24 protein-coding genes and 4 tRNA genes are annotated in these 25594 nt (G+C 51.9%); 24 read left to right on the forward strand and 4 right to left on the reverse strand.

Annotated elements, in window-relative coordinates:
• Positions 1–87: 87 nt before the first annotated feature.
• Entirely contained in the window at positions 88–369 is a 282-nt protein-coding gene (gene ppiC, locus OGX96_RS00830) for a peptidylprolyl isomerase PpiC (protein ID WP_003017999.1), read from the reverse strand.
• A 49-nt stretch (positions 370–418) separates the two neighbouring features.
• Positions 419–700 carry a peptidylprolyl isomerase PpiC gene (gene ppiC / locus OGX96_RS00835; protein WP_038634595.1) on the reverse strand — a complete coding sequence of 94 codons (282 nt, stop codon included), beginning with the start codon at positions 698–700 and terminating at the stop codon, positions 419–421.
• A gap of 193 nt (positions 701–893) precedes the next feature.
• Between ppiC (OGX96_RS00835) and OGX96_RS00840 the strand changes: the two genes are divergently transcribed.
• The 4 genes from OGX96_RS00840 to rep all read left to right on the forward strand — a co-directional run bounded on the left by OGX96_RS00840 (position 894) and on the right by rep (position 5227).
• On the forward strand, positions 894–1598 hold the full coding sequence (locus OGX96_RS00840) for a Crp/Fnr family transcriptional regulator (RefSeq protein WP_198803108.1): 705 nt from the start codon (positions 894–896) through the stop codon (positions 1596–1598).
• A 25-nt stretch (positions 1599–1623) separates the two neighbouring features.
• A complete protein-coding gene (locus OGX96_RS00845; RefSeq protein ID WP_198803107.1) occupies positions 1624–2373 on the forward strand; it encodes a nucleoside phosphorylase in 750 nt (249 codons plus the stop codon).
• Positions 2373–3101, forward strand: a complete 729-nt coding sequence (gene pnuC / locus OGX96_RS00850; RefSeq protein ID WP_060683009.1) for a nicotinamide riboside transporter PnuC — start codon at positions 2373–2375, stop codon at positions 3099–3101. The genes OGX96_RS00845 and pnuC overlap by 1 nt, the downstream gene beginning before the upstream one ends.
• Before the next feature lie 104 nt (positions 3102–3205).
• Positions 3206–5227: a DNA helicase Rep gene (rep, locus tag OGX96_RS00855; protein WP_003829018.1), complete on the forward strand. Its 2022-nt coding sequence runs from the start codon at positions 3206–3208 to the stop codon at positions 5225–5227.
• Positions 5228–5278: 51 nt separating this feature from the next.
• Here the strand turns inward: rep and gppA are convergent, their stop codons facing one another.
• Entirely contained in the window at positions 5279–6760 is a 1482-nt protein-coding gene (gppA, locus tag OGX96_RS00860) for a guanosine-5'-triphosphate,3'-diphosphate diphosphatase (RefSeq protein ID WP_003829016.1), read from the reverse strand.
• Between the two features lie 136 nt (positions 6761–6896).
• Complete coding sequence (gene rhlB, locus OGX96_RS00865; RefSeq protein WP_286582019.1) at positions 6897–8165, reverse strand: ATP-dependent RNA helicase RhlB; 1269 nt, start codon at positions 8163–8165, stop codon at positions 6897–6899.
• A gap of 143 nt (positions 8166–8308) precedes the next feature.
• Here rhlB and trxA point away from each other — a divergent pair, with 143 nt between their 5' ends.
• The 20 genes from trxA to OGX96_RS00965 all read left to right on the forward strand — a co-directional run bounded on the left by trxA (position 8309) and on the right by OGX96_RS00965 (position 25470).
• The gene (trxA, locus tag OGX96_RS00870) at positions 8309–8638 is read left to right on the forward strand and encodes a thioredoxin TrxA (RefSeq protein WP_001280776.1); all 330 of its coding nucleotides are present in this window, start codon (positions 8309–8311) and stop codon (positions 8636–8638) included.
• Between the two features lie 130 nt (positions 8639–8768).
• Positions 8769–8888, forward strand: a complete 120-nt coding sequence (locus OGX96_RS00875; protein ID WP_049259789.1) for a rho operon leader peptide — start codon at positions 8769–8771, stop codon at positions 8886–8888.
• Between the two features lie 87 nt (positions 8889–8975).
• A complete protein-coding gene (rho, locus tag OGX96_RS00880) occupies positions 8976–10235 on the forward strand; it encodes a transcription termination factor Rho (RefSeq protein WP_002437993.1) in 1260 nt (419 codons plus the stop codon).
• A 238-nt stretch (positions 10236–10473) separates the two neighbouring features.
• Positions 10474–11577, forward strand: coding sequence for a UDP-N-acetylglucosamine--undecaprenyl-phosphate N-acetylglucosaminephosphotransferase (gene wecA / locus OGX96_RS00885; protein ID WP_032945680.1), 1104 nt, complete (start codon positions 10474–10476; stop codon positions 11575–11577).
• Between the two features lie 12 nt (positions 11578–11589).
• Positions 11590–12636, forward strand: a complete 1047-nt coding sequence (wzzE, locus tag OGX96_RS00890) for an ECA polysaccharide chain length modulation protein (protein WP_003829003.1) — start codon at positions 11590–11592, stop codon at positions 12634–12636.
• 55 nt (positions 12637–12691) lie between these two features.
• Positions 12692–13822, forward strand: coding sequence for a non-hydrolyzing UDP-N-acetylglucosamine 2-epimerase (wecB, locus tag OGX96_RS00895; protein ID WP_048237107.1), 1131 nt, complete (start codon positions 12692–12694; stop codon positions 13820–13822).
• Entirely contained in the window at positions 13819–15081 is a 1263-nt protein-coding gene (wecC, locus tag OGX96_RS00900; protein ID WP_008787073.1) for a UDP-N-acetyl-D-mannosamine dehydrogenase, read from the forward strand. The genes wecB and wecC overlap by 4 nt, the downstream gene beginning before the upstream one ends.
• Complete coding sequence (gene rffG, locus OGX96_RS00905; RefSeq protein ID WP_198803103.1) at positions 15081–16148, forward strand: dTDP-glucose 4,6-dehydratase; 1068 nt, start codon at positions 15081–15083, stop codon at positions 16146–16148. Before wecC ends, rffG begins: the two co-directional genes overlap by 1 nt.
• Positions 16149–16181: 33 nt before the next feature.
• Entirely contained in the window at positions 16182–17063 is an 882-nt protein-coding gene (gene rfbA, locus OGX96_RS00910; protein ID WP_032945685.1) for a glucose-1-phosphate thymidylyltransferase RfbA, read from the forward strand.
• Positions 17041–17718, forward strand: coding sequence for a dTDP-4-amino-4,6-dideoxy-D-galactose acyltransferase (gene rffC, locus OGX96_RS00915; protein ID WP_198803101.1), 678 nt, complete (start codon positions 17041–17043; stop codon positions 17716–17718). Before rfbA ends, rffC begins: the two co-directional genes overlap by 23 nt.
• A gap of 4 nt (positions 17719–17722) precedes the next feature.
• The gene (gene rffA, locus OGX96_RS00920; protein WP_048227519.1) at positions 17723–18853 is read left to right on the forward strand and encodes a dTDP-4-amino-4,6-dideoxygalactose transaminase; all 1131 of its coding nucleotides are present in this window, start codon (positions 17723–17725) and stop codon (positions 18851–18853) included.
• Between the two features lies 1 nt (position 18854).
• Positions 18855–20105 (forward strand): lipid III flippase WzxE, encoded by a 1251-nt coding sequence (wzxE, locus tag OGX96_RS00925; RefSeq protein WP_198803099.1) that lies wholly within the window; start codon positions 18855–18857, stop codon positions 20103–20105.
• Complete coding sequence (locus tag OGX96_RS00930) at positions 20102–21181, forward strand: TDP-N-acetylfucosamine:lipid II N-acetylfucosaminyltransferase (protein ID WP_103284530.1); 1080 nt, start codon at positions 20102–20104, stop codon at positions 21179–21181. Before wzxE ends, OGX96_RS00930 begins: the two co-directional genes overlap by 4 nt.
• On the forward strand, positions 21178–22533 hold the full coding sequence (gene wzyE / locus OGX96_RS00935; protein ID WP_020996101.1) for an ECA oligosaccharide polymerase: 1356 nt from the start codon (positions 21178–21180) through the stop codon (positions 22531–22533). Before OGX96_RS00930 ends, wzyE begins: the two co-directional genes overlap by 4 nt.
• A complete protein-coding gene (gene wecG, locus OGX96_RS00940; RefSeq protein ID WP_003017964.1) occupies positions 22533–23273 on the forward strand; it encodes a lipopolysaccharide N-acetylmannosaminouronosyltransferase in 741 nt (246 codons plus the stop codon). The genes wzyE and wecG overlap by 1 nt, the downstream gene beginning before the upstream one ends.
• A gap of 276 nt (positions 23274–23549) precedes the next feature.
• Positions 23550–24935 carry a bifunctional threonine/serine APC transporter ThrP gene (thrP, locus tag OGX96_RS00945; RefSeq protein ID WP_003828980.1) on the forward strand — a complete coding sequence of 462 codons (1386 nt, stop codon included), beginning with the start codon at positions 23550–23552 and terminating at the stop codon, positions 24933–24935.
• Between the two features lie 102 nt (positions 24936–25037).
• A tRNA-Arg gene (locus OGX96_RS00950) sits at positions 25038–25114 on the forward strand.
• 56 nt (positions 25115–25170) lie between these two features.
• A tRNA-His gene (locus tag OGX96_RS00955) sits at positions 25171–25246 on the forward strand.
• Between the two features lie 20 nt (positions 25247–25266).
• Positions 25267–25352, forward strand: a tRNA-Leu gene (locus OGX96_RS00960).
• Between the two features lie 41 nt (positions 25353–25393).
• Positions 25394–25470 (forward strand) — tRNA-Pro (locus OGX96_RS00965).
• Positions 25471–25594: the final 124 nt, after the last annotated feature.

Genomic DNA, 25594 nt, shown 5'->3' on the forward strand with positions numbered 1-25594 from the left:
AATGGCATATCAACAGCGCTTCGTAGGCCGGATAAGCGAAGCGCTATCCGGCAAAAAAAGCCCGGTGTTTAAACACCGGGCTTTCTATTAGTTACGGTACAGCACTTTAATGATGTGGTAACCGAACTGAGTGTGCAGCGGACCGGTTGGCTCCAGCACAGGGCAGGAAAAGACCACTTTATCGAACGCCGGAACCATCTGGCCCTGACGGAATTCGCCTAAATCACCGCCGCGTTTGCCTGATGGGCAGATGGAGTGTTTCTTCGCCAGTTTGCCGAAGTCGGCGCCGTTTTTAATCTGTTCCAGAAGATCCAGTGCCAGTTTCTCTTCTTTAACAAGGATATGCACTGCTGCTGCTGTTTTTGCCATGATCGTGCCTTCAAAAGGGGGTCTGTAAGGCTCGCGATTTTAGCATGGCTTACCGTCGATACAGCACTTTGATGATGTGGTAGCCAAATTTGGTTTTTACAGGCCCGTAAGGTTTAAGCAGTGGGCAGCTAAACACAGCGGCATCAAATGGCCCCACCATCATCCCCTGTTTGAACTCGCCCAGATCGCCTCCGTTGCGCCCAGAGGGGCAGCGAGAATAGCGTTTTGCCAAATGATCGAAGCTAATACCGCGATCCAGCTTGCTCAGGATCTCCAGAGCTAATTTCTCTTCTTTCACCAGGATATGTAGGGCTGCCGCGCTCTTAGCCATTATTTTGTTCTCATGTCTCAAAGATGTCCCATTACTTTATCACCCGTCTTAGTCGTGGACATATACTCTTCGCCATCGCGGGACAGATGTCTCGTCTGATGCATGGAAACGGGAGATGAGCGACATTTTCTCTGCCGCATTCCCTTTTGCCGGGGACCTCCGTCCTGTCCCTACAGCCATGGAGCGAGATATCATGGATACAATGAAAAAAACTGAATTTTCAGTCGGATGGCTTACCGGGCTGGGTGATATTGTTCGCGATCCACAGCTCTATGAATTATTGAAATATTGCCCTCTGGACATCATGCAGCGCTGGCGTTTTGAAGAGATCCAACGCGGTGCCTTTATCTGTCGGCAGGGGGAAATATGTCAGCGTTTTTCGCTGATTATTGCCGGTGAAGTCGATGTTTTCTATGAGGCTGAAGATGGACGTCGTTATCGTCAAGCCCGCTACCGGAAAGGCGATATGCTGGGCGAACTCGAGATTTTTGAGTCGCGCCATTACATCTGTTCGGTAGTGGCGGTAGGACATGTGCAGCTTCTGAGCTTATCGCAGGAATACTTCAGCCGCTGGCTGGCGTTAGATAACCATTTTAACCAGCGGATGCTGCGCTTCTTTAGTCAGCAATATTACCAGCTGTCGAAAAAGGCCAGCAGCGACAATCTTTACTCGCTGTATCAGCGAGTGTGCCAGGCGTTATGGCTGCGTTATCAACAAGATGGCACGAATGAAATTTTGCTGGATAAGCTAAACTTCAGTCAGGAACTGGCGGCGACGACACGCAGTATTAACCGTATTTTACATGACCTGAAAGCGCTACAGATTATTGATACCGATGGTGAAAGTATTGTGTTGTCAGCCCCTGAAAAATTAAAGCGGGAGGCTGATATCGGATAACCGCAAGAGTGAAGGAGGCGGGAGAATGTCGCTGCAACCCCATATCCAGTTAAGCAAGGAGATGACAGGCGCACGCTATGCGCTGCTGCCGGGAGACCCGTTGCGGGTAGATCGCATCGCCAATTTTCTTGATAACCCAGAATCGCTTGGTCAAAACCGTGAGTTTCGCGCCGCGCGAGGTTGGTATCAGGGGATCGAGATTTTAGTGCTCTCTACCGGAATCGGTGGACCGTCTACGGCTATTGCCATTGAAGAACTGCGTCAAATCGGTGTAAAGACCTTGATTCGTATCGGTAGCTGCGGGGCATTGCAGGATAATCTTGCGCTTGGTGACGTGATTATCGCCCATGCCGCGGTAACGGATGACGGGACCAGCCGTACCTATGCGCCTGCGGGCTATCCGGCCTGCGCCGACCCGCAGTTAACCTGGGAACTGATGGCGCAAGCGCGGCAGATGAATATTCCCGCCACATGCGGCCTGGTGCGCAGCCACGATAGTTTTTATACCGACCGGGAAGCGGAACTGGATGCGCAGTGGTCGGCACTCGGCGTTCTGGGTGCGGATATGGAAAGTGCCGCTTTGATGGCCATCGGTGCGCTGCGCGGGTTACGTACGGCATCATTACTCAATGTGGTGGTTGCCCACAACGGTTGTCTGGATAGCAGTATCAATGATTATGTCCAGCAGGAAACGTTGTGCCAACAGGGCGAAGAACGGCAAATTACTCTGGCGCTACGCTCCATTCATTCCGATAGTCAGCAAGGAGGTCAGTGATGGACTTTTTTAGCATTAACAATGTAATGGTCAACATTCCTCTCGGCGAAGGCGGCTATGCACTATCTTGGATTGAAGCCATTGGTACCGTATTTGGTCTGTTATGTATCTGGTGTGCCAGCCGGGAAAAAATCATCAATTACCTGTTTGGCCTGATTAACGTCACGCTGTTTGCAGCAATCTTTTTCCAGATTCAGCTCTATGCCAGCTTGTTGCTACAGGTGTTTTTCTTCGCCGCTAACATTTACGGTTGGTATGCGTGGAGCCGGCAAAATGAGGCGCAGGAAGCAGCGCTCAAAGTACGTTGGCTTTCCCGTCAGCAAACCCTGGTACTGGGCGGCGTTTGCGCGGTGGCGATAGTTTTGATGACGCTGTTTATCGATCCGGTGTTTGCAGCGCTTACCCGCATTATGATTGCACTGCTACAAATGATAGGTATACCGGTCGCGATGCCTGACCTTCAGCCCGATGCCTTCCCGTTCTGGGATTCCACCATGCTGGTGTTGTCGATTGCGGCCATGATTCTGATGACGCGTAAATATGTCGAAAACTGGCTGCTGTGGGTGCTCATCGACGTGATTAGCGTGGTTATTTACGCGGTGCAGGGCGTTTACGCCATGTCGCTTGAGTATGTCCTGCTGACGGCAATCGCGGTGATGGGATCCTACAGCTGGATCAAGAGCGCGCAGCGCAACGGCTATACACCACTAGCCGCGACAGCTTCCTGATTGACCCGATTTTCTGGCTACTCACAGGGGTAGCCAGTTACTCTTTTTCTCCCTCTTTCTGCTACAATCCACCTCCCCCGTGTTTACAGATTGAGCAATCCCTTATGCGTTTGAACCCCGGACAACAACAAGCCGTCGAATTCGTCACCGGACCTTGCCTGGTGCTGGCGGGAGCGGGTTCCGGCAAGACGCGTGTTATCACCAACAAAATAGCCCATCTGATCCGTGAATGTGGCTATCAGGCACGACATATTGCGGCAGTGACCTTTACCAATAAGGCTGCGCGCGAGATGAAAGAGCGCGTGGCGCAAACGCTGGGTCGTAAAGAGGCGCGTGGGTTGATGATCTCCACCTTCCACACCCTGGGACTGGATATCATTAAGCGTGAATACGCGGCGCTGGGGATGAAGTCTAACTTCTCGTTGTTTGACGATACTGACCAAGTGGCCTTGCTTAAGGAACTGACCGAAGGGCTAATCGAAGACGATAAGCTTATTCTCCAGCAGCTGATCTCGACGATCTCCAACTGGAAAAACGATCTGATGACTCCGGCGCAGGCGGCAGCCAGCGCAAAGGGCGAGCGCGATCGTATTTTTGCCCACTGCTATGGTCTGTATGACGCGCATATGAAGGCGTGTAACGTCCTCGATTTTGACGATCTTATCCTGCTTCCTACTCTGCTGCTACAGCGCAATGAAGAAGTGCGTGAGCGCTGGCAAAACAGAATCCGCTACCTGCTGGTGGATGAATATCAGGATACCAACACCAGCCAGTATGAGCTGGTGAAGTTGCTGGTAGGGAAACGTGCGCGCTTTACCGTCGTGGGCGATGACGATCAGTCGATCTACTCCTGGCGCGGCGCCCGTCCGCAGAACCTGGTACTGTTGAGCAAAGATTTTCCGGCTTTACAGGTGGTGAAGCTGGAGCAAAACTACCGTTCATCAGGTCGCATCCTTAAGGCGGCGAACATCCTCATTGCGAACAATCCACACGTCTTTGAAAAGCGGCTCTTTTCCGAGTTGGGTTACGGTGCTGAGCTGAAGGTACTGAGCGCAAATAATGAAGAGCATGAAGCCGAACGTGTGACCGGGGAATTAATTGCCCATCACTTTGTGAACAAGACGCAATATAAAGACTACGCCATCCTTTATCGCGGCAACCATCAGTCGCGCGTGTTCGAAAAGTTTCTGATGCAGAACCGTATCCCGTACAAAATTTCCGGTGGAACGTCGTTCTTCTCGCGTCCGGAGATTAAAGATCTGCTGGCCTACCTGCGCGTGCTGAGCAACCCGGATGACGACAGCGCATTTTTGCGCATCGTAAACACGCCAAAGCGTGAAATCGGTCCAGCCACGCTGCAAAAGTTGGGTGAATGGGCGATGACGCGTAATAAAAGCCTGTTTACCGCCAGCTTTGATATGGGGCTTAGCCAGACACTGACCGGGCGCGGGTATGACTCTCTGACCCGCTTTACGCACTGGCTGGGTGAAATTCAGCGCCTGGCGGAGCGCGAACCGGTTGCCGCCGTGCGCGATCTTATCCACGGTATTGATTACGAATCCTGGCTGTATGAAACCTCGCCGAGCCCGAAAGCGGCTGAAATGCGTATGAAAAACGTCAATACGCTGTTCAGCTGGATGACGGAGATGCTGGAAGGCAGTGAGCTGGAAGAGCCGATGACCCTGACCCAGGTAGTTACCCGCTTTACCCTGCGCGACATGATGGAGCGTGGAGAGAGCGAAGAAGAGCTGGATCAGGTGCAGTTGATGACGCTGCATGCCTCAAAAGGGCTGGAGTTCCCTTACGTGTTTATGGTGGGAATGGAAGAAGGATTTTTGCCGCACCAGAGCAGTATCGATGAAGACAATATCGACGAAGAACGTCGTCTGGCTTACGTAGGGATTACGCGTGCACAGAAAGAACTCATCTTCACTCTGTGTAAAGAGCGTCGTCAGTATGGTGAGTTGGTGCGTCCGGAACCGAGTCGTTTCCTGCTGGAGCTGCCACAGGATGACGTTATCTGGGAACAAGAGCGTAAAGTGGTGAGCGCTGAGGAGCGGATGCAAAAAGGGCAGGCAAGCATCGCTAATATTCGGGCAATGATGGCGAAAGCCAAAGCGAAGTAGGTATTTTGTAGGCCGGATACGTGTAAACGCGCGCTATCCGGCAACCAACATCTAATGAACGTCCAGCGGCCAGTGGACATAGCTTTGCCACTGACTTTCCTGATCGATTAACTCTTTACCCAGCGGATGATGTTCCAGCCAGCCTTCAGGTAGCGTGACCGTCAGGTGCTCGTTTCTTGCATCCATTTGAATTTCCGGCACAAGATCGTCACGGCGACGGCTGGCGAAGATGATCGCCAAACGTAGCAAACGGCAAAGATGCTCCGCGATGCGCGGTGGCACTGCGTTTTGCTGGTGGAGCGAAGAGAGATCGACGGGGTTGGTCTGGTTGAGTAACAGCGTTGCTAGCAGTTTCTTTTGCGCAGGGGTAAAACCCGGGAGATCGAGATTGCGCACCAGATAAGCGGCATGCTGTGGTGCCTGTTTAAAATCAACGCTCAGGCCAATTTCATGCAGCTGACAGGCACTAATCAGTAGTTCGCGGCTAATCGGTTCAAGATGCCACTTTTTTTCTACCTGATCGAGAAATTTAGTCGCTAAATTGGCAACGCGATGTGCTTGCTCTGTATCGACCATAAAGCGACGCTGGATATTGCGTAATGTGCGGCTACGAATATCCTGATCCACCGCCAGATGCAGCATGCCGTAGACCAGACCTTCACGTAATGCGCCGCCGGCCAGGGTCATGCATTGAATGTTCAGTTCGGTGAAAATAGCAATCAGAATGGCCAGCCCGCTGGGGAAAACCAGCGCACGTTCCAGCGTTAACCCTTCGATTTCCAGCTCTTCCAGACGACCGCAGTGAATGGCGCGCTGCTTAAGCTGCTGCAGTTTGGCCAACGTAATGCGCTCATCCATACCCTGCGCCATCATGATTTCCTGCAACGCCTGGACGGTACCAGAGGCACCAACGCAAACTTTCCAGCCATGAAAACGCAGTTTGTCGGCGACCGGGCGCAGAACTTCACGTGCGGCCTTCTCTGCCTCGTCAAAGTTTTCCTGTGCCAGATTACGATCGGTAAAATAGCGTTCGAGCCAGGTGACGCAGCCCATCGACAGGCTGAACAGAGAGGTGGTTTGTGCGCCGGATCCGGTGACTAATTCAGTGCTGGCGCCACCAATATCCACAACCAGACGCTGATCGGCACCGCCGGTTGTGTGGGCCACACCTTGATAAATCAGTCGCGCTTCTTCTTCACCGCTAATTACCTGGACAGGGCAGCCAAGGATCTCTTGCGCTTTAGCAATAAACACATCGGCATTTACGGCGATGCGTAATGTTGCCGTGGCGACCACGCGGATTTGAGGATGCGGAATATCCTGCAGACGTTCTGCAAACAAGCGCAAGCATTGCCAGCCGCGCTCCATCGCTTCAACAGAGAGCTCGTTGTCACCGTTGAGTCCAGCGGCCAGACGCACTTTGCGTTTGATACGCGTGAGCGTCTGGATGCTTCCTGCCACCTCGCGTACAACCAGCATATGAAAACTATTCGAGCCGAGATCGATTGCTGCATACAGCGAAGTAGAATTCATACACTTCATCCTTCAACCTGTATCTGTGTTGGCTGCGTTCTCTCACCCGAATCATTTACTAAAATAAGCTCATCGGGATTCGTTTTCTTGCCGCCTTGATACAGGCTGAATGATTTTGTGTATGGCATAACTTTTCTTAACCTGAACGACGACGATTACGCGGAGCACCACCGGTACGGCGTGGGCCATTGTCTGTACGCGGGCGCGTTAAGCGCAACGGCTTCGGCAGATCGGTCATCAGCGCATCCGGGTTATATTTGCTGACCGGAATCGAGTGGCCGATATAGGTCTCGATTGCGGGTAAATTCAGCGCGTACTCTTCACAGGCCAGGCTGATAGAGTGACCGCTTGCGCCAGCACGTCCGGTACGACCGATTCGGTGAACGTAATCTTCACAGTCATCCGGCAGGTCATAGTTAAATACGTGCGTTACTGCTGGGATATGCAGGCCACGCGCAGCGACATCCGTCGCAACGAGAATGTCGAGATCGCCACGGGTGAACTCATCAAGAATACGCAGACGTTTTTTCTGTGCTACGTCACCGGTCAGCAGACCGACGCGATGACCGTCCGCAGCAAGGCTGCCCCAGATATCTTCACAACGATGCTTGGTGTTAGCAAAAACAATGGCGCGATCTGGCCACTCTTCTTCAATCAGCGTTTGCAGCAAACGCATTTTCTCTTCGTTGGAAGGGTAGAAGAGCTCTTCTTTAATGCGGTGGCCAGTTTTCTGTTCCGGTTCGACTTCAACGTACTCCGCGTTATTCATCTGTTCGAACGCCAGTTCGCGAACGCGGTATGAGAGGGTTGCAGAAAACAGCATGTTCAGACGTTGGGTGGTTGGCGGCATACGACGGAACAGCCAACGGATATCTTTAATAAAGCCCAGATCGTACATACGATCGGCTTCATCCAGCACCACGACCTGAATCGCGCCCAGATTAATGTGGTTCTGTTTTGCATAGTCGATGAGACGACCGGTCGTGCCGATAAGAATATCGACGCCGCTTTCCAGCACTTTCAGCTGTTTATCGTAACCGTCGCCGCCATACGCCAGGCCTAATTTCAGACCAGTGGTCTGTGCCAGCGGCTCGGCATCGGCGTGGATCTGCACGGCTAACTCACGCGTTGGCGCCATAATTAACGCACGCGGTTGGTTCACCTTGCGATCGGCAATCGCGGGATGAGAGAGAAGATAATGAAACGTTGACGTCAGGAACGCCATCGTTTTTCCGGTACCGGTTTGCGCCTGCCCGGCAACATCACGACCAGCCAGCGTTAGCGGCAGCGCGAGGGCCTGAATGGGCGTACAGTTATGAAAGCCTTTATTTTCAAGGGCTTCTATCACCTTTGGGTGCAGGGCGAAGTCGGAAAACTTCTGTTCTGTTAAATGTGTTTTGCTCATAGTGTGGTAGAATATCAGCTTACTATTGCTTTACGAAAGCGTATCCGGTGAAATAAAGTCAACCTTTAGTTGGTTAATGCTACATCAACACGTCGTTGATTAATGCTACACCAATGCACCAGGCTTATTCCTGTGGAGTTATTATGAGCGATAAAATTATTCACCTGACTGACGACAGTTTTGACACGGATGTACTCAAAGCGGACGGAGCAATCCTCGTTGATTTCTGGGCAGAGTGGTGCGGTCCGTGCAAAATGATCGCTCCGATTCTGGATGAAATCGCTGACGAATATCAGGGCAAACTGACGGTTGCTAAACTGAACATTGACCAAAACCCAGGCACCGCGCCGAAGTATGGTATCCGTGGCATCCCGACCCTGCTGCTGTTTAAAAACGGCGAAGTTGCGGCGACGAAAGTCGGCGCGCTGTCCAAAGGTCAGTTGAAAGAATTCCTCGACGCTAATTTAGCATAAGGAAGTCTCATGATCGGGCGACCCTACTTCGAAATGATTCGGATGACTGGACGCCCGACTTGAGTCGTGCTAAGTTAGTGTTGACTTCGTATTAAACATACCTTATTAAGTTTGAATCTAGTTATATCCAATACTTCCCGTTGTTTCTCGCGCGAGGAGTGGACAGATTCCTGGCTTGTCACTCAATCCGTCTTGTCGTTTCAGTTCTGCGTACTTTCCTGTGACCAGACAGCGAACAGACATGAGTTGATGGCCGTAAACAGGCATGGATGACCCTGCCATACCATTCACAACATTAAGTTCGAGATTTACCCCAAGTTTAAGAACTCACACCATTATGAATCTTACCGAATTAAAGAATACGCCGGTTTCTGAGCTGATCACTCTCGGCGAAAATATGGGCCTTGAAAACCTGGCTCGTATGCGCAAGCAGGACATTATTTTTGCCATCCTGAAGCAGCACGCAAAGAGTGGCGAAGATATCTTTGGTGACGGTGTGCTGGAGATATTGCAGGATGGATTTGGTTTCCTCCGCTCTGCAGACAGCTCCTACCTCGCCGGTCCTGATGACATCTACGTTTCTCCCAGCCAAATCCGCCGTTTCAACCTCCGCACTGGTGATACCATTTCTGGTAAGATTCGCCCGCCGAAAGAAGGTGAACGCTACTTTGCGCTGTTGAAAGTTAACGAAGTTAACTACGACAAACCAGAAAACGCCCGTAACAAAATCCTCTTTGAGAACTTAACGCCGCTGCACGCAAACTCTCGTCTGCGTATGGAACGCGGTAACGGTTCTACTGAAGACTTAACGGCGCGTGTACTGGATCTGGCATCGCCGATCGGTCGTGGCCAACGTGGTCTGATTGTTGCTCCGCCGAAAGCGGGTAAAACCATGCTGCTGCAGAATATCGCGCAGAGCATTGCATACAATCATCCTGACTGCGTGCTGATGGTGCTGCTGATTGACGAACGTCCGGAAGAAGTTACCGAGATGCAGCGTCTGGTGAAAGGTGAAGTGGTTGCCTCTACCTTTGACGAACCAGCCTCCCGCCACGTTCAGGTTGCGGAAATGGTTATCGAGAAGGCGAAACGTCTGGTTGAACACAAGAAAGACGTTATCATTCTGCTTGACTCCATCACCCGTCTGGCGCGTGCATATAACACCGTGGTTCCGGCTTCCGGTAAAGTACTGACCGGTGGTGTGGACGCCAACGCCCTGCATCGTCCTAAGCGTTTCTTTGGTGCTGCACGTAACGTGGAAGAGGGCGGTAGCCTGACCATCATCGCGACTGCGCTGATTGATACCGGCTCTAAAATGGATGAAGTTATCTACGAAGAGTTTAAAGGTACCGGCAACATGGAACTGCATCTCTCTCGTAAGATTGCTGAAAAACGCGTCTTCCCGGCTATCGACTACAACCGTTCTGGTACCCGTAAAGAAGAGCTGCTCACTACCCAGGAAGAGCTGCAGAAAATGTGGATCCTGCGCAAAATCATCCATCCGATGGGTGAAATCGACGCAATGGAATTCCTCATTAACAAACTGGCGATGACCAAGACCAACGACGACTTCTTCGATATGATGAAGCGTTCCTGATTCGGGCATCATCTGAAAACGCCACGTTTTTACGTGGCGTTTTGCTTTTGTGGATGTAATCTTAACGACACAATAATAATAATCCGGTATGACATACCGCCTGGCGATGAAGGGTTGTAATTCGTATTTTGTGGTTAATAATCATACAGAACCACCTGATATGGAATCGGGTTTCTCTTCTGAATAATCGCCTGGATGGTTATACTTCATATATTGATATTCTTTGAGAGTATGTATAGTGAATTTACTGACAGCAAGTACTGATCTCATCAGTATTTTTTTATTCACAACGCTGTTTCTTTTCTTTGCCCGCAAGGTTGCGAAAAAGATAGGATTGGTGGATAAACCCAACTTCCGCAAACGTCATCAGGGACTGATTCCGTTGGTTGGGGGGATTTCGGTTTACGCAGGCATTTGCTTTACGTTCCTCATCGCCGATTATTATATCCCGCATGCAACTCTCTACCTGGCTTGTGCCGGTGTACTGGTGTTTATCGGTGCACTGGACGACCGCTTTGATATCAGTGTAAAAATCCGTGCGACCATCCAGGCTATCATCGGCATCATTATGATGGCGGTAGGTAAGCTCTATCTGTTGAGCCTTGGGTTCATTTTTGGCCCTTGGGAGATGGTGCTCGGTCCTTTTGGCTATTTCCTTACCCTTTTCGCCGTTTGGGCTGCAATTAACGCCTTTAACATGGTGGATGGGATTGATGGTCTGTTAGGCGGGCTATCCAGCGTATCATTCGCCGCAATGGGGCTTATCTTGTGGTTTGACGGCCAGACAAGCCTGGCTATCTGGTGTTTTGCCATGATCGCCGCCATTCTGCCTTACATCATGCTGAACCTGGGTATTCTCGGACGTCGCTATAAGGTCTTTATGGGCGATGCGGGGAGTACACTGATTGGCTTTACGGTCATCTGGATCCTGCTGGAGACCACTCAAGGTAAAACGCATCCTATTAGCCCGGTCACCGCACTGTGGATTATTGCCATTCCGTTAATGGATATGGTGGCGATCATGTATCGTCGTTTACGTAAAGGTATGAGCCCTTTCTCCCCGGACCGCCAACATATTCACCATTTAATTATGCGCGCCGGGTTTACTTCCCGACAGGCTTTTGTCCTGATTACGCTGGCTGCTGCGATCCTGGCTTCTATCGGCGTGTTGGCTGAATATTCTCGGGTCGTTCCGGAATGGGTGATGCTGGTGCTCTTTTTACTGGCATTTGTCTTGTACGACTATTGTATTAAACGTGCCTGGAAGGTAGCGAGATTTATCAAACGCTGGAAGCGCAAGTTGCGTAGAAACCGTGACAGTAAACCAAACTTAACCAAATAAATTGAGGGTACGATGACACAACCATTACCGGGGGAACATGCCATGAGCGCTGAAAATGAACTGGACATCCGTGGGTTGTTTCGTACTTTGTGGACAGGGAAGGTGTGGATCGTCGGTATGGCTCTCGCCTTCGCGTTAGTCGCTCTCGCCTATACGTTTTTTGCTCGTCAGGAGTGGAGCGCGACGGCGATTTCAGACAGGCCAACGGTTAATATGTTGGGCGGCTATTACTCTCAGCAGCAGTTCTTACGTAACCTGGACATCAAGGCCAGTCTCGCATCTGCGGATCAGCCGTCAGTGATGGATGAGGCCTATAAAGAATTTATCATGCAGCTTGCCTCATGGGATACGCGCCGTGAATTCTGGCAGCAGACTGATTACTACAAGCAACGTATGGTGGGGAACAGTAAAGCCGATGCGGCGATGCTGGATGAACTGATTAATAACATTCAGTTTATGCCCGGCGATGCGGTTCGTAATACTAATGACAGCGTGAAGTTGATTGCCGAAACGGCACCTGATGCCAACAATCTGTTGCGTCAGTACGTCGCGTTTGCCAGTCAGCGTGCGGCGCGTCATCTGAACGACGAGTTAAAGGGAGCCTGGGCTGCGCGCACTGTGCAGATGAAGGCGCAGGTTAAACGCCAGGAAGAAGTGGCGAAATCGATTTTCTCTCGCCGAGTTCACAACATTGAGCAGGCTCTCAAAATTGCTGAACAGCATAATATTTCGCGTACTTCCACTGACGTTCCGGCTGAAGAGCTACCCGATTCTGAACTGTTTTTGCTTGGACGTCCTATGCTGCAGGCACGACTCGAAAACCTGCAATCTGTTGGTCCCGATTTCGATCTGGACTACTTCCAAAACCGAGCCATGCTTAACACACTGAACGTTGGGCCAACTCTGGATCCGCGTTTTCAGACCTATCGTTATTTGCGTACGCCGGAGGAACCGGTAAAACGTGACAGCCCTCGTCGTGCCTTCCTGATGATTATGTGGGGCATCGTTGGGGCTCTGATCGGTGCTGGTGTCGCGTTAACCCGTCGCCGCACGATTTAGCAATATCGTTGCAGTGAGGGGCTGGGCCCTCACTGCCAATCCGAAGAGAATCGATGTGAAAGTACTGACTGTATTTGGCACGCGACCGGAGGCCATAAAAATGGCACCTCTGGTTCATGCGCTGGCAAAAGATCCTGATTTTGAGGCAAAAGTTTGCGTCACGGCGCAGCATCGGGAGATGCTCGATCAGGTGTTGAACCTCTTTTCCATTGTACCTGACTACGATCTCAATATTATGCAGCCAGGTCAGGGACTAACAGAAATTACCTGCCGAATACTGGAAGGATTAAAGCCAATTCTGGCTGATTTTAAACCTGACGTTGTGTTAGTTCACGGCGATACCACAACCACCATTGCTACTAGCCTGGCCGCGTTCTATCAGCGCATCCCGGTAGGGCATGTGGAGGCAGGCTTACGTACAGGCGATCTCTACTCTCCCTGGCCGGAAGAGGCGAACCGTACGCTGACCGGGCATCTGGCGATGTATCATTTTGCACCAACAGAAAACTCGCGCCAAAACCTGTTACGGGAAAACATTTCTGATAGCCGTATCTTCGTTACAGGTAATACGGTTATTGATGCGTTGATCTGGGTACGCGATCGCGTACTGGCGAGTGATGCATTACGAGCTGAACTGGCAGAGCATTACCCATTCCTGAGCTCGGATAAAAAGATGATACTGGTGACCGGTCATCGTCGGGAAAGCTTCGGTCGTGGTTTTGAACACATTTGTCATGCGCTGGCGGAAATTGCCGCGGCCAATCAGAACGTACAGATTGTCTATCCGGTGCACCTGAATCCTAACGTCAGCGAACCGGTTAATCGCATTCTGGGGCACGTTGAAAACATCATCCTGATTGAACCGCAGGATTATATGCCGTTTGTCTGGCTGATGAATCACGCCTGGCTGATCCTTACCGACTCTGGCGGGATTCAGGAAGAAGCCCCATCTCTGGGGAAACCGGTACTGGTGATGCGCGAAACGACGGAACGTCCGGAAGCGATTACTGCAGGCACAGTACGTCTGGTAGGGACCGACCCGCAGCGTATTGTCGAAGAAGTCACGCGTTTGCTGCATGACGACAATGAATATCAGACCATGAGCCGCGCCCATAATCCGTATGGTGACGGGCAGGCATGTGGCCGCATTTTACACGCGTTAAAAAATAATCGGATATCGCTATGAGTTTTACGACCATTTCTGTCATTGGGCTGGGTTATATCGGACTGCCGACGGCGGCTGCCTTTGCTTCCCGTCAAAAGCATGTGATTGGCGTAGATGTAAATCAACACGCGGTGGATACCATTAATCGCGGTGAAATTCATATCGTTGAGCCAGATTTGGGCGCCGTGGTGAAAACGGCGGTCGAAAATGGATTTCTGCGTGCGACCACAACCCCTGTAGATGCGGATGCCTATCTGATTGCTGTGCCTACTCCGTTTAAAGGGGAGCACGAACCCGATATGGTTTATGTGGAAGCCGCGGCTAAATCTCTTGCACCGGTGCTGAAAAAAGGCGCGTTGGTGATCCTTGAATCGACGTCGCCTGTCGGGGCCACTGAACAGATGGCCACATGGCTGGCTGAAATGCGTCCTGACCTGACTTTCCCACAGCAAGTCGGTGAACACGCGGACGTTAACATTGCTTATTGCCCAGAGCGAGTGCTGCCGGGCCAGGTGATGGTTGAACTGATTAAAAACGACCGCGTGATTGGGGGAATGACCTCCGTCTGTTCCGCGCGTGCTAGCGAACTGTACAACATTTTCCTGGAGGGCGAATGTGTCGTGACCAACGCCCGTACGGCGGAAATGTGCAAACTGACTGAAAATAGCTTCCGCGACGTCAATATCGCTTTCGCCAATGAGTTGTCGCTGATTTGCGCCGATCAGGGGATCAACGTCTGGGAACTGATTCGACTGGCAAATCGCCATCCGCGCGTGAATATTTTACAACCGGGTCCGGGGGTTGGCGGGCACTGTATCGCGGTTGATCCGTGGTTTATCGTGGCGCAGAACCCGCAGCAGGCGAAATTGATTCGCACCGCGCGTGAGGTAAACGACGGTAAGCCTCATTGGGTGGTTGATCAGGTAAAAGCTGCCGTGGCCGACTGTCTGGCGGATACTAATAAACGGGCCAGCGAAGTGAAAATTGCCTGTTTTGGTCTGGCATTTAAACCGAATATTGATGACTTACGTGAAAGCCCGGCGATGGGAATTGCGCAAAGCATCGCGCATTGGCACAAAGGCGAAACATTGGTGGTGGAACCGAACATCCATCAACTGCCGAAAAAACTGGACGGTCTGTGCCAACTGGCAGCGCTGGACGATGCCCTGGCTAGCGCCGATGTGCTGGTCTTGCTGGTCGACCATAATGAATTTAAAGCCATTAAAGGCGATGCGGTTCACCAGCAATATATCGTTGATACCAAAGGGGTCTGGCGCTAATGAAACGAATTCTGGTTACCGGTGGAGCGGGATTCATCGGCTCGGCGGTTGTACGGCATATCATTCAGGAGACTCAGGATGCGGCAATTGTGGTCGATAAGCTGACCTATGCCGGAAACCTGATGTCGCTGGAGCTGGTTGCACAGAATCCTCGTTTTACCTTTGAGAAAGTCGATATCTGCGATCGAGCTTCGCTCGACAGGGTGTTTCAACACTATCAGCCGGACTGCGTGATGCATCTGGCGGCAGAAAGCCACGTCGATCGCTCAATTGATGGTCCGGCCGCCTTCATCGAAACTAACATCGTGGGAACCTACACGCTGTTGGAAGCGGCGCGCGCTTACTGGAGTGATTTAACCAGCGAGAAAAAATCAGCGTTTCGTTTCCACCATATCTCGACTGACGAGGTGTATGGCGACCTGCATTCTACAGATGATTTCTTCACTGAAACCACACCGTATGCACCGAGCAGCCCTTATTCCGCGTCGAAAGCCAGCAGCGATCATCTGGTTCGCGCCTGGCTGCGTACCTACGGTCTGCCAACGCTGATAACCAACTGTTCTAACAACTATGGTCCGTACCATTTCCCGGAAAAACTGATTCCGCTGATGATCCTCAACGCATTGGCGGGGAAGCCGTTGCCGGTTTACGGCAATGGGCAACAGATCCGTGACTGGTTGTATGTAGAAGATCACGCCAGGGCGCTCTATTGTGTGGCGACAACGGGCGCGGTGGGAGAAACCTATAATATCGGTGGCCATAACGAGCGTAAAAACCTGGAAGTTGTCGAAACGGTTTGCAGCCTGTTGGAAGAGCTGGCACCGCAAAAGCCGCAGGGTATCGCGCAGTACCGCGACTTGATCGCTTTTGTGGACGATCGCCCGGGTCATGATTTGCGTTATGCCATTGACGCGTCGAAAATTGCGCGTGAACTAGGCTGGATGCCGCAAGAAACGTTTGAAAGCGGAATGCGCAAAACCGTGCAATGGTATCTGGCTAATCAGGCATGGTGGAAACCCGTGCAGGACGGCAGTTACCAGGGCGAACGTTTAGGTCTGAAGGGCTAACAGCCTGGTTTTGGCTCCCGGAGGAGACAACGCATGAAAGGTATCATTCTGGCGGGTGGCTCAGGTACTCGCCTGTATCCCATTACGCGTGGCGTATCGAAGCAGCTATTGCCTATTTACGATAAGCCGATGATTTACTACCCGTTATCAGTATTGATGCTGGCGGGAATTCGCGAAATCCTGATTATCACTACACCGGAAGATAAAGGCTATTTCCAGCGCTTACTGGGCGATGGATCTGAGTTCGGCATTGAATTGCACTATGCTGAGCAACCCAGTCCGGATGGATTAGCACAGGCGTTTATCATTGGTGAAACGTTCCTTAACGGTGAACCATCATGTCTGGTGTTAGGAGACAATATCTTCTTTGGTCAGGGATTCAGTCCAAAACTGCGTCACGTAGCCGCCAGAACGCAAGGCGCGACGGTGTTTGGTTACCAGGTGATGGATCCTGAACGTTTTGGTGTCGTGGAGTTTGACGACAATTTTCGAGCTATTTCGCTGGAAGAGAAGCCGAAAGCACCAAAATCCAACTGGGCAGTGACTGGTCTCTATTTCTATGACAGCAAGGTGGTGGAATATGCAAAACGCGTAAAACCTTCTGAGCGTGGGGAGCTGGAGATTACGTCTATCAACCAGATGTATCTTGATGACGGACATCTGACGGTAGAATTGCTCGGGCGTGGCTTTGCCTGGCTGGATACCGGTACGCACGACAGTCTTATCGAAGCGAGTACTTTTGTGCAGACGGTGGAAAAACGCCAGGGCTTTAAAATAGCCTGTCTGGAAGAAATCGCCTGGCGTAACGGTTGGCTGGATGACGAAGGCGTGAAGCGTGCTGCCAGTTCACTGGCCAAAACGGGTTATGGTCAATACCTGCTGGAGCTGCTCCGTGCTCGTCCGCGCCAGTATTGAGCCGCTTAGCTGGGAAAATACGTTCTTTGGCGTGAATAGCGCCATTGTGCGTTTTGACCAACACGCGCCGGTTCTGACTGCGGATATGTTGCAGCCCTGGTCGCGGGTACAGGCAAAAATTCCTGCCGCCAATACCCATGAATTAGACGCCCTGCAACAGTTGGGCTTCTCACTGGTTGAAGGTGAAGTGGATTTTGTGCTGCCGGTGATGTGTGCGCATGGCGACCCCGGTGCGCAGATCGCACAAACTACGGATATCCCTGCATTACGCCAACTGGCAGGGCAGGCGTTCGCGCAAAGTCGTTTTCGTACCCCGTGGTATGCCGCAGATGCCAGCACGCGTTTTTATGCGCAGTGGATTGAAAACGCGGTGCTGGGGACGTTCGATCATCAATGCCTCGTTTTTCGTACACCGGCAGGTGATATTCGTGGCTATGTCTCGCTGCGTGAACTGAATGCGACCGATGCGCGAATTGGCCTGCTGGCCGGGCGTGGGGCGGGAGCAGAATTGATGCAGGCTGCCCTTTGCTGGGCGCAGGCTCGCGGTAAAACAACATTGCGCGTGGCGACCCAAATGGGCAATACCGCCGCGCTTAAACGTTATATACACAGTGGTGCGAATGTGGAAAGCACCGCGTATTGGTTATACAGGTGACACGATGATTCCATTTAACGCACCGCCGGTGGTGGGCACTGAACTCGATTACATGCAGTCTGCGATGAACAGCGGCAAACTGTGTGGCGACGGTGGTTTTACCCGTCGCTGCCAACAGTGGCTGGAACAGCATTTTGGCAGCGAGAAAGTATTGCTGACGCCTTCCTGCACCGCATCGCTTGAGATGGCGGCATTGCTGCTGGATATCCAGCCTGGCGATGAAGTCATTATGCCGAGCTATACGTTTGTCTCCACGGCCAATGCTTTCGTGCTGCGCGGTGCGAAAATTGTCTTTGTTGATATCCGCCCGGATACCATGAACATTGACGAAACGCAGATTGAAGCGGCGATCACCGACAAGACCCGCGCTATTGTTCCGGTGCATTACGCGGGCGTAGCCTGTGAAATGGATACCATCATGGCGCTGGCGACCAAACATAACCTGTTTGTCGTGGAAGATGCAGCCCAGGGCGTCATGTCGACTTACAAAGGTCGGGCGCTGGGGACGATTGGTCACATCGGTTGCTTTAGCTTCCATGAGACCAAAAACTATACCGCAGGCGGTGAAGGTGGTGCGACGCTGATTAATGATAAAAAATTAGTGGAACGTGCAGAGATCATCCGTGAAAAAGGAACTAACCGCAGCCAGTTTTTCCGCGGTCAGGTGGATAAGTATACCTGGCGTGATATTGGCTCCAGCTATCTGATGTCCGATCTGCAGGCTGCCTATCTGTGGGCACAACTGGAAGCGGCTGACCGTATTAACCAGCAGCGTCTGGCGCTGTGGCAGAACTACTATGATGCTCTCGAACCGCTGGCGCGTGCCGGACGCATTGATCTGCCTTCTGTCCCGGAAAACTGCGTGCAGAATGCCCATATGTTTTATATCAAGCTGCGCGATATCGACGATCGCACGGCGTTGATTAACTTCTTGAAAGAAGCTGAAATTATGGCGGTGTTCCACTATATCCCGCTACATGATTGTCCGGCTGGCGATAAATTCGGCGTATTTGCCGGTGTTGATCGTTTCACCACTAAAGAGAGCGAGCGTCTGCTGCGCTTGCCGCTGTTTTACAACCTGTCGCCAGTAAACCAGCGAACGGTCATTTCGACCTTACTCAACTACTTCGCCTGATATGTCGCTTGCTAAAGCGTCCTTATGGACGGCAGCCAGTACGCTGGTAAAAATTGGTGCAGGTTTGCTGGTCGTGAAGCTGCTGGCGGTGTCGTTTGGCCCGGCAGGCGTGGGGCAGGCGGGTAACTTCCGCCAGATGGTCACCGTGCTTGGTGTCCTGGCGGGGGCCGGCATTTTCAATGGCGTCACGAAATACGTTGCGCAGCATCATGACGATCCGACCCGGCTCCGTAAGGTGGTCGGTACATCTTCCGCGATTGTGCTGGGATTCTCTACGCTGATGGCGGTGATTTTCCTGCTGGCGGCCGCGCCAATCAGTCAGGGATTGTTTGGCCATACTCATTATCAGGGGCTGGTAAGACTGGTTGCGCTGGTGCAGATGGGTATTGCCTGGGCGAACCTGCTGCTGGCGTTGATGAAGGGCTTTCGCGATGCGGCGGGTAACGCGCTGTCGTTGATTGTGGGTAGCCTGGTAGGCGTGGTGGCTTATTATGGCTGTTATCGCCTGGGAGGGTATGAAGGCGCTTTGCTGGGTCTGGCGTTAGTGCCCGCGTTGGTCGTTATCCCCGCCGCTATTATGCTGATTAAGCGTGGGGCGATTCCCCTGCATTACCTGAAACCCTCGTGGGATAACGGTCTGGCTGGACAGCTAAGCAAGTTTACCCTGATGGCGCTGATTACCTCCGTAACGCTGCCTGTGGCATACGTGATGATGCGAAACCTGCTGGCGGCGCAGTACAGTTGGGATGATGTAGGGATTTGGCAGGGAGTAAGCAGTATCTCTGATGCTTATCTGCAATTCATTACCGCCTCATTCAGCGTTTACTTGCTTCCGACGTTGTCGCGACTGACCGAAAAGCGCGACATTACGCGCGAGGTGATTAAGTCGCTGAAGTTCGTGTTACCGGCGGTTGCCGCTGCGAGCTTTACTGTTTGGTTGCTGCGTGATTTTGCGATCTGGCTGCTTTTCTCCGCAAAATTCACCGCCATGCGCGATCTGTTTGCCTGGCAACTGGTCGGCGATGTACTGAAAGTTGGGGCGTATGTCTTTGGGTATCTGGTGATCGCGAAAGCATCGCTGCGGTTTTATATTTTGGCTGAAATTAGCCAGTTCATGTTATTGACGGTGTTTGCTCACTGGCTGATCCCTGCACACGGTGCGCTGGGAGCGGCACAGGCTTATATGGCAACGTACATCGTCTATTTTTCTCTTTGTTGTGGCGTGTTTTTACTCTGGCGTAGGCGGGCATGACTGTACTGATTCACGTTCTGGGATCGGATATCCCTCACCATAACCAAACCGTGTTGCGGTTTTTCAACGACTCGCTGGCCGCGACGAGCGAGCATGCGCGCACGTTTATGGTTGCCGGTCAGGATGCGGGACTCAGTGAGAGCTGCCCGGCGTTATCGCTAAGCTTCTACAGCGGGAAAAAGGCGCTTGCTGACGCTGTGATCGCGAAAGCGAAAGCGGATCGCCAACAGCGTTTCTTCTTCCACGGTCAGTTCAACACCAGCCTGTGGCTGGCGCTGCTGAGTGGCGGGATTAAACCGGCGCAGTTTTACTGGCATATCTGGGGCGCTGATTTATACGAAGTCTCCAGTGGACTGAAATTCCGCCTGTTTTACCCGATTCGCCGCATGGCGCAGAATCGTGTGGGCTGCGTGTTTGCCACACGGGGCGATTTACGTTATTTCGCCGAGCAACATCCCCGTGTGCGGGGTGAGTTGCTCTATTTCCCAACGCGAATGGATCCTTCACTCAATAACATGAACAATGATTGCCAGCGCAGCGGCAAGATGACGGTGCTGGTTGGCAACTCTGGCGATCGCAGCAATGAGCATGTTGCCGCGCTTCGCGCCGTTCATCAGCAGTTTGGCGACACGGTGAATGTGATTGTGCCGATGGGTTATCCCGCCAATAATGCGGCCTATATCGACGAGGTTCGCCAGGCTGGCCTGGCGTTATTTAGCGCTGATAATCTGCAAATTTTGAGTGAAAAGCTGGAATTTGACGCTTATCTCGCGTTATTGCGTCAATGCGATTTGGGTTACTTTATTTTTGCCCGTCAACAGGGAATCGGTACCCTGTGTTTGCTGATCCAGGCGGGTATCCCATGCGTGCTCAACCGTGAAAATCCCTTCTGGCAGGATATGGTGGAACAAAATCTTCCGGTGTTATTCACCACTGATGATCTCAATGAAGGCGTCGTACGTGAAGCGCAGCGCCAGTTGGCATCGGTAGATAAAAATACTATTACCTTCTTTAGCCCGAATTATCTGCAGCCGTGGCACAACGCGCTGCGCATTGCTTCAGGAGAAACCGTATGAGCCTGATGCAATTCAGCGGTCTTCTGGTGGTCTGGCTGCTCTCCACCTTGTTTATCGCCACGCTGACCTGGTTTGAGTTCCGCCGCGTGCGTTTTAACTTCAATGTTTTCTTCTCATTGTTGTTCTTGCTGACGTTCTTCTTCGGATTCCCGTTAACCAGCATCCTGGTGTTCCGCTTTGATGTGGCAGTGGCTCCGCCGGAGATCCTGCTGCAGGCCTTGCTGTCAGCCGCCTGTTTCTATGCCGTCTACTACGTGACGTATAAAACGCGCTTGCGCAAACGAGTAGATGATAAGCCGCGCAGGCCGCTGTTTACCATCAATCGCGTTGAAGCCCATTTGACCTGGGTTATTCTGATGGCGATTGCGCTGGTGAGCGTGGGCATCTTCTTTATGCACAACGGATTCCTGCTGTTCAGACTGCAATCCTATAGCCAGATTTTTTCCAGTGAGGTCTCTGGCGTCGCTCTGAAGCGTTTCTTCTACTTCTTCATTCCGGCAATGCTGGTGGTTTATTTCCTGCGTCAGGACAGCAAAGCGTGGGTGTTCTTCCTCGTGAGTACCGTCGCGTTTGGTTTGCTGACCTATATGATTGTGGGTGGGACGCGCGCCAATATCATTATCGCGTTTGCCATCTTCTTGTTTATCGGCATTATTCGCGGCTGGATTTCGCTGTGGATGTTGGCCGCTGCAGGCGTGTTGGGCATTGTCGGGATGTTCTGGCTGGCGTTGAAGCGCTACGGAATGAGCGTTAGCGGCGATGAGGCGTTCTATACGTTCCTGTACCTTACGCGCGACACCTTCTCACCGTGGGAGAACCTGGCGCTATTGCTGCAGAATTACCACAATATTGAGTTCCAGGGGCTGGCGCCGATCGTCCGTGACTTCTACGTCTTTATTCCCTCCTGGCTGTGGCCTGGGCGGCCGAGTATTGTACTCAATTCAGCGAACTACTTTACCTGGGAAGTGTTGAACAACCACTCAGGACTGGCGATTTCGCCGACGTTAATTGGTTCACTGGTGGTGATGGGCGGGGCGCTGTTTATACCATTAGGCGCGATTGTTGTTGGGCTCATCATCAAGTGGTTCGACTGGCTGTATGAGCTTGGCAATCGCGAAACCAATCGCTATAAGGCGGCGATTTTGCACAGTTTCTGTTTTGGCGCCATTTTCAATATGATCGTTTTGGCACGTGAAGGGCTGGATTCGTTTGTCTCACGAGTGGTCTTTTTCCTCGTGATTTTCGGCGTTTGCCTACTGGTGGCAAAATTGTTGTTCTGGCTGTTTGATAGCGCGGGACTCATTCATAAACGAATCAAATCGCTGCCCCGGACACAGATTGAAGGATCGTAATGACAGATAACACAACTGCGCCGCTGTATTCGCTGCGCGGATTACAACTGATTGGCTGGCGCGATATGCAACATGCGCTGAATTACCTGTTTGCCGAAGGACACCTCAGGTCAGGAACGCTGGTGGCTATCAACGCTGAGAAGATGCTGACAGCAGAAGATAACCCTGAAGTGAGGGAGCTGATCAACGCCGCGGAGTTCAAGTATGCGGATGGGATTAGCGTGGTGCGTTCGGTGCGCAAAAAATTCCCACAGGCGCAGGTTTCACGCGTGGCCGGAGCTGACCTTTGGGAAGCGCTGATGGCGCGAGCTGGGCAAAACGGAACGCCAGTTTTCCTGGTTGGTGGCAAGCCTGAAGTTCTGGCACAAACAGAAGCAAAACTACGTGCGCAGTGGCGCGTGAATATTGTGGGTAGTCAGGACGGTTATTTTACCCCAGAGCAGCGTCAGGCGTTGTTTGAGCGTATTCACGCCAGCGGTGCGCAAATTGTGACGGTGGCGATGGGCTCGCCAAAACAAGAGATCTTTATGCGTGATTGCCGCAAGACTCACCCTGACGCGCTGTATATGGGCGTAGGGGGCACCTACGACGTCTTTACCGGTCACGTTAAGCGTGCGCCTAAAATCTGGCAAAATCTGGGGCTGGAGTGGCTGTATCGCTTATTGTCGCAGCCGAGCCGTATCACCCGTCAACTTCGTTTGTTGCGCTATCTCCGCTGGCACTATACCGGCAACCTCTGACGCTCTCTCCTCTGATAAGTAGCGTGATCTGCTAATTACGCTACTTATTCACAACATAATCGCTGCTTTCTCGCACAATCTATTCATTTTTTGAATGCTTTAATTGCCATTTAAGCGATTTTAGGAAACCATTCGCAACAATCATTGCAGTGCCGTGGTGTTTTTGGCGCCAACCGTAAAGCGGTCGGTGCCGCATGGCCTGTTATGGCATAACAAGATGTACCCATAACGAGAACCGGTAATACCGGACAGCATGCAAACACATCAAGAGGATTTATGGCTGAGAACAAACCTGAGCTACAGCGTGGGCTGGAGGCTCGTCACATCGAATTAATTGCCCTTGGGGGCACTATTGGCGTTGGGCTATTTATGGGGGCCGCCAGTACCCTTAAATGGGCGGGACCTTCGGTTCTGTTGGCGTATATCGTCGCCGGGCTGTTCGTGTTTTTCATTATGCGTTCTATGGGGGAGATGTTATTCCTCGAGCCGGTTGCAGGTTCATTCGCTGTTTACGCTCACCGTTATATGAGCCCCTTCTTTGGCTATCTCACCGCCTGGTCATACTGGTTTATGTGGATGGCTGTGGGGATCTCAGAGATTACCGCCATCGGGGTGTATGTGCAGTTCTGGTTTCCGGAAATGGCGCAATGGATACCCGCACTGATCGCGGTCGGACTGGTTGCGTTGGCAAACCTCGCTGCGGTTCGCCTGTATGGTGAAATTGAGTTCTGGTTTGCCATGATCAAAGTGACCACCATCATTGTGATGATTGTCATTGGGGTTGGGGTGATTTTCTTCGGCTTTGGCAATGGTGGCCAGGCGATTGGTTTTGGCAACCTGACCGAGCACGGTGGCTTCTTTGCTGGGGGCTGGAAGGGCTTCCTGACGGCATTGTGTATTGTTGTGGCGTCTTACCAGGGCGTGGAGCTGATCGGCATCACTGCAGGGGAAGCGAAGAATCCACAGGTCACGCTGCGTAGCGCGGTGGGTAAAGTGCTGTGGCGCATTCTGATTTTCTACGTTGGTGCGATTTTTGTCATCGTCACTATTTTCCCGTGGAATGAGATTGGCAGCAACGGCAGCCCGTTTGTTCTCACCTTTGCCAAGATTGGTATTACTGCTGCGGCAGGGATTATTAACTTTGTGGTGCTGACGGCGGCGCTGTCTGGCTGTAACAGCGGCATGTACAGCTGTGGGCGTATGCTCTACGCGCTGGCAAAGAATCGCCAGCTTCCTGCCGTTGTTGGAAAAGTATCACGCCATGGTGTGCCGGTTGCCGGAGTGGCTATTTCTATCGCGATCCTGCTGATTGGCTCATGCCTGAACTACATCATTCCTAACCCGCAGCGCGTGTTTGTTTATGTCTATAGCGCCAGCGTGTTGCCGGGGATGGTGCCGTGGTTTGTGATCCTGATAAGCCAGTTGCGTTTCCGTCAGGCGCATAAAGCGGCGATTGCCAGTCATCCATTCCGCTCCATTCTGTTCCCGTGGGCGAATTATTTGACGATGGCGTTCCTGATTTGCGTATTAATTGGCATGTACTTTAATGAAGATACCCGAATGTCGCTTTTTGTTGGCATGGGTTTCTTACTGGCCGTGACGCTCATTTATAAGGTTTTTGGTCTGAATCGTCATGGCACAGCCCATAAATTGCGGGAATAAGCGACAAAACGCACAAACCATGACCAAACGATAATTTATTTTAAAAAAGCACTAGACAGAAGACCGAGACCTCCGTAATATCCAGCCCCGCAACGGCGCTAAGCGCCCGTAGCTCAGCTGGATAGAGCGCTGCCCTCCGGAGGCAGAGGTCTCAGGTTCGAATCCTGTCGGGCGCACCATTTAGTAGGGTGCCAGAGCTGCGGTGGTTTTAATACCGCGTAAAAGATTTGCAGTGGTGGCTATAGCTCAGTTGGTAGAGCCCTGGATTGTGATTCCAGTTGTCGTGGGTTCGAATCCCATTAGCCACCCCATTAATTTAAAGTTGTGAAATGCGAAGGTGGCGGAATTGGTAGACGCGCTAGCTTCAGGTGTTAGTGTCCTTAGGATGTGGGGGTTCGAGTCCCCCCCCTCGCACCACGACTTAAAGAATTGAACTAAAAATTCAAAAAGCAGTAAAACGGCGAGTAGCGCAGCTTGGTAGCGCAACTGGTTTGGGACCAGTGGGTCGGAGGTTCGAATCCTCTCTCGCCGACCAATTTTGAACCCCGCTTCGGCGGGGTTTTTTGTTTTCAGATTTTCCCTTCTTAGCCTGCGCATCTGCGAATTTCCTGAAGTCTTAAAAAGTCCGAATACCTGGTTTTTGCAGTGCAATCGTGGCA

Origin of the sequence: Citrobacter sp. Cpo100, assembly GCF_030332595.1 — a bacterium.
In the GTDB taxonomy this organism is placed as follows: Bacteria; Pseudomonadota; Gammaproteobacteria; order Enterobacterales; family Enterobacteriaceae; genus Citrobacter; species Citrobacter portucalensis.

Excerpts from the sequence above, each read along its gene's own strand:
- thrP (WP_003828980.1), top strand. The coding sequence starts at position 23,550 with ATGGCTGAGAACAAACCTGAGCTACAGCGTGGGCTGGAGGCTCGTCAC.
- rhlB (WP_286582019.1), bottom strand. The coding sequence starts at position 8,165 with ATGAGCAAAACACATTTAACAGAACAGAAGTTTTCCGACTTCGCCCTG.
- OGX96_RS00845 (WP_198803107.1), top strand. The coding sequence starts at position 1,624 with ATGTCGCTGCAACCCCATATCCAGTTAAGCAAGGAGATGACAGGCGCA.
- rho (WP_002437993.1), top strand. The coding sequence starts at position 8,976 with ATGAATCTTACCGAATTAAAGAATACGCCGGTTTCTGAGCTGATCACT.
- rffA (WP_048227519.1), top strand. The coding sequence starts at position 17,723 with ATGATTCCATTTAACGCACCGCCGGTGGTGGGCACTGAACTCGATTAC.
- trxA (WP_001280776.1), top strand. The coding sequence starts at position 8,309 with ATGAGCGATAAAATTATTCACCTGACTGACGACAGTTTTGACACGGAT.
- gppA (WP_003829016.1), bottom strand. The coding sequence starts at position 6,760 with ATGAATTCTACTTCGCTGTATGCAGCAATCGATCTCGGCTCGAATAGT.
- wecC (WP_008787073.1), top strand. The coding sequence starts at position 13,819 with ATGAGTTTTACGACCATTTCTGTCATTGGGCTGGGTTATATCGGACTG.
- OGX96_RS00930 (WP_103284530.1), top strand. The coding sequence starts at position 20,102 with ATGACTGTACTGATTCACGTTCTGGGATCGGATATCCCTCACCATAAC.
- wecG (WP_003017964.1), top strand. The coding sequence starts at position 22,533 with ATGACAGATAACACAACTGCGCCGCTGTATTCGCTGCGCGGATTACAA.
- wzxE (WP_198803099.1), top strand. The coding sequence starts at position 18,855 with ATGTCGCTTGCTAAAGCGTCCTTATGGACGGCAGCCAGTACGCTGGTA.
- rep (WP_003829018.1), top strand. The coding sequence starts at position 3,206 with ATGCGTTTGAACCCCGGACAACAACAAGCCGTCGAATTCGTCACCGGA.
- wzyE (WP_020996101.1), top strand. The coding sequence starts at position 21,178 with ATGAGCCTGATGCAATTCAGCGGTCTTCTGGTGGTCTGGCTGCTCTCC.
- wzzE (WP_003829003.1), top strand. The coding sequence starts at position 11,590 with ATGACACAACCATTACCGGGGGAACATGCCATGAGCGCTGAAAATGAA.
- OGX96_RS00840 (WP_198803108.1), top strand. The coding sequence starts at position 894 with ATGGATACAATGAAAAAAACTGAATTTTCAGTCGGATGGCTTACCGGG.
- rfbA (WP_032945685.1), top strand. The coding sequence starts at position 16,182 with ATGAAAGGTATCATTCTGGCGGGTGGCTCAGGTACTCGCCTGTATCCC.
- ppiC (WP_038634595.1), bottom strand. The coding sequence starts at position 700 with ATGGCTAAGAGCGCGGCAGCCCTACATATCCTGGTGAAAGAAGAGAAA.
- rffG (WP_198803103.1), top strand. The coding sequence starts at position 15,081 with ATGAAACGAATTCTGGTTACCGGTGGAGCGGGATTCATCGGCTCGGCG.
- ppiC (WP_003017999.1), bottom strand. The coding sequence starts at position 369 with ATGGCAAAAACAGCAGCAGCAGTGCATATCCTTGTTAAAGAAGAGAAA.
- pnuC (WP_060683009.1), top strand. The coding sequence starts at position 2,373 with ATGGACTTTTTTAGCATTAACAATGTAATGGTCAACATTCCTCTCGGC.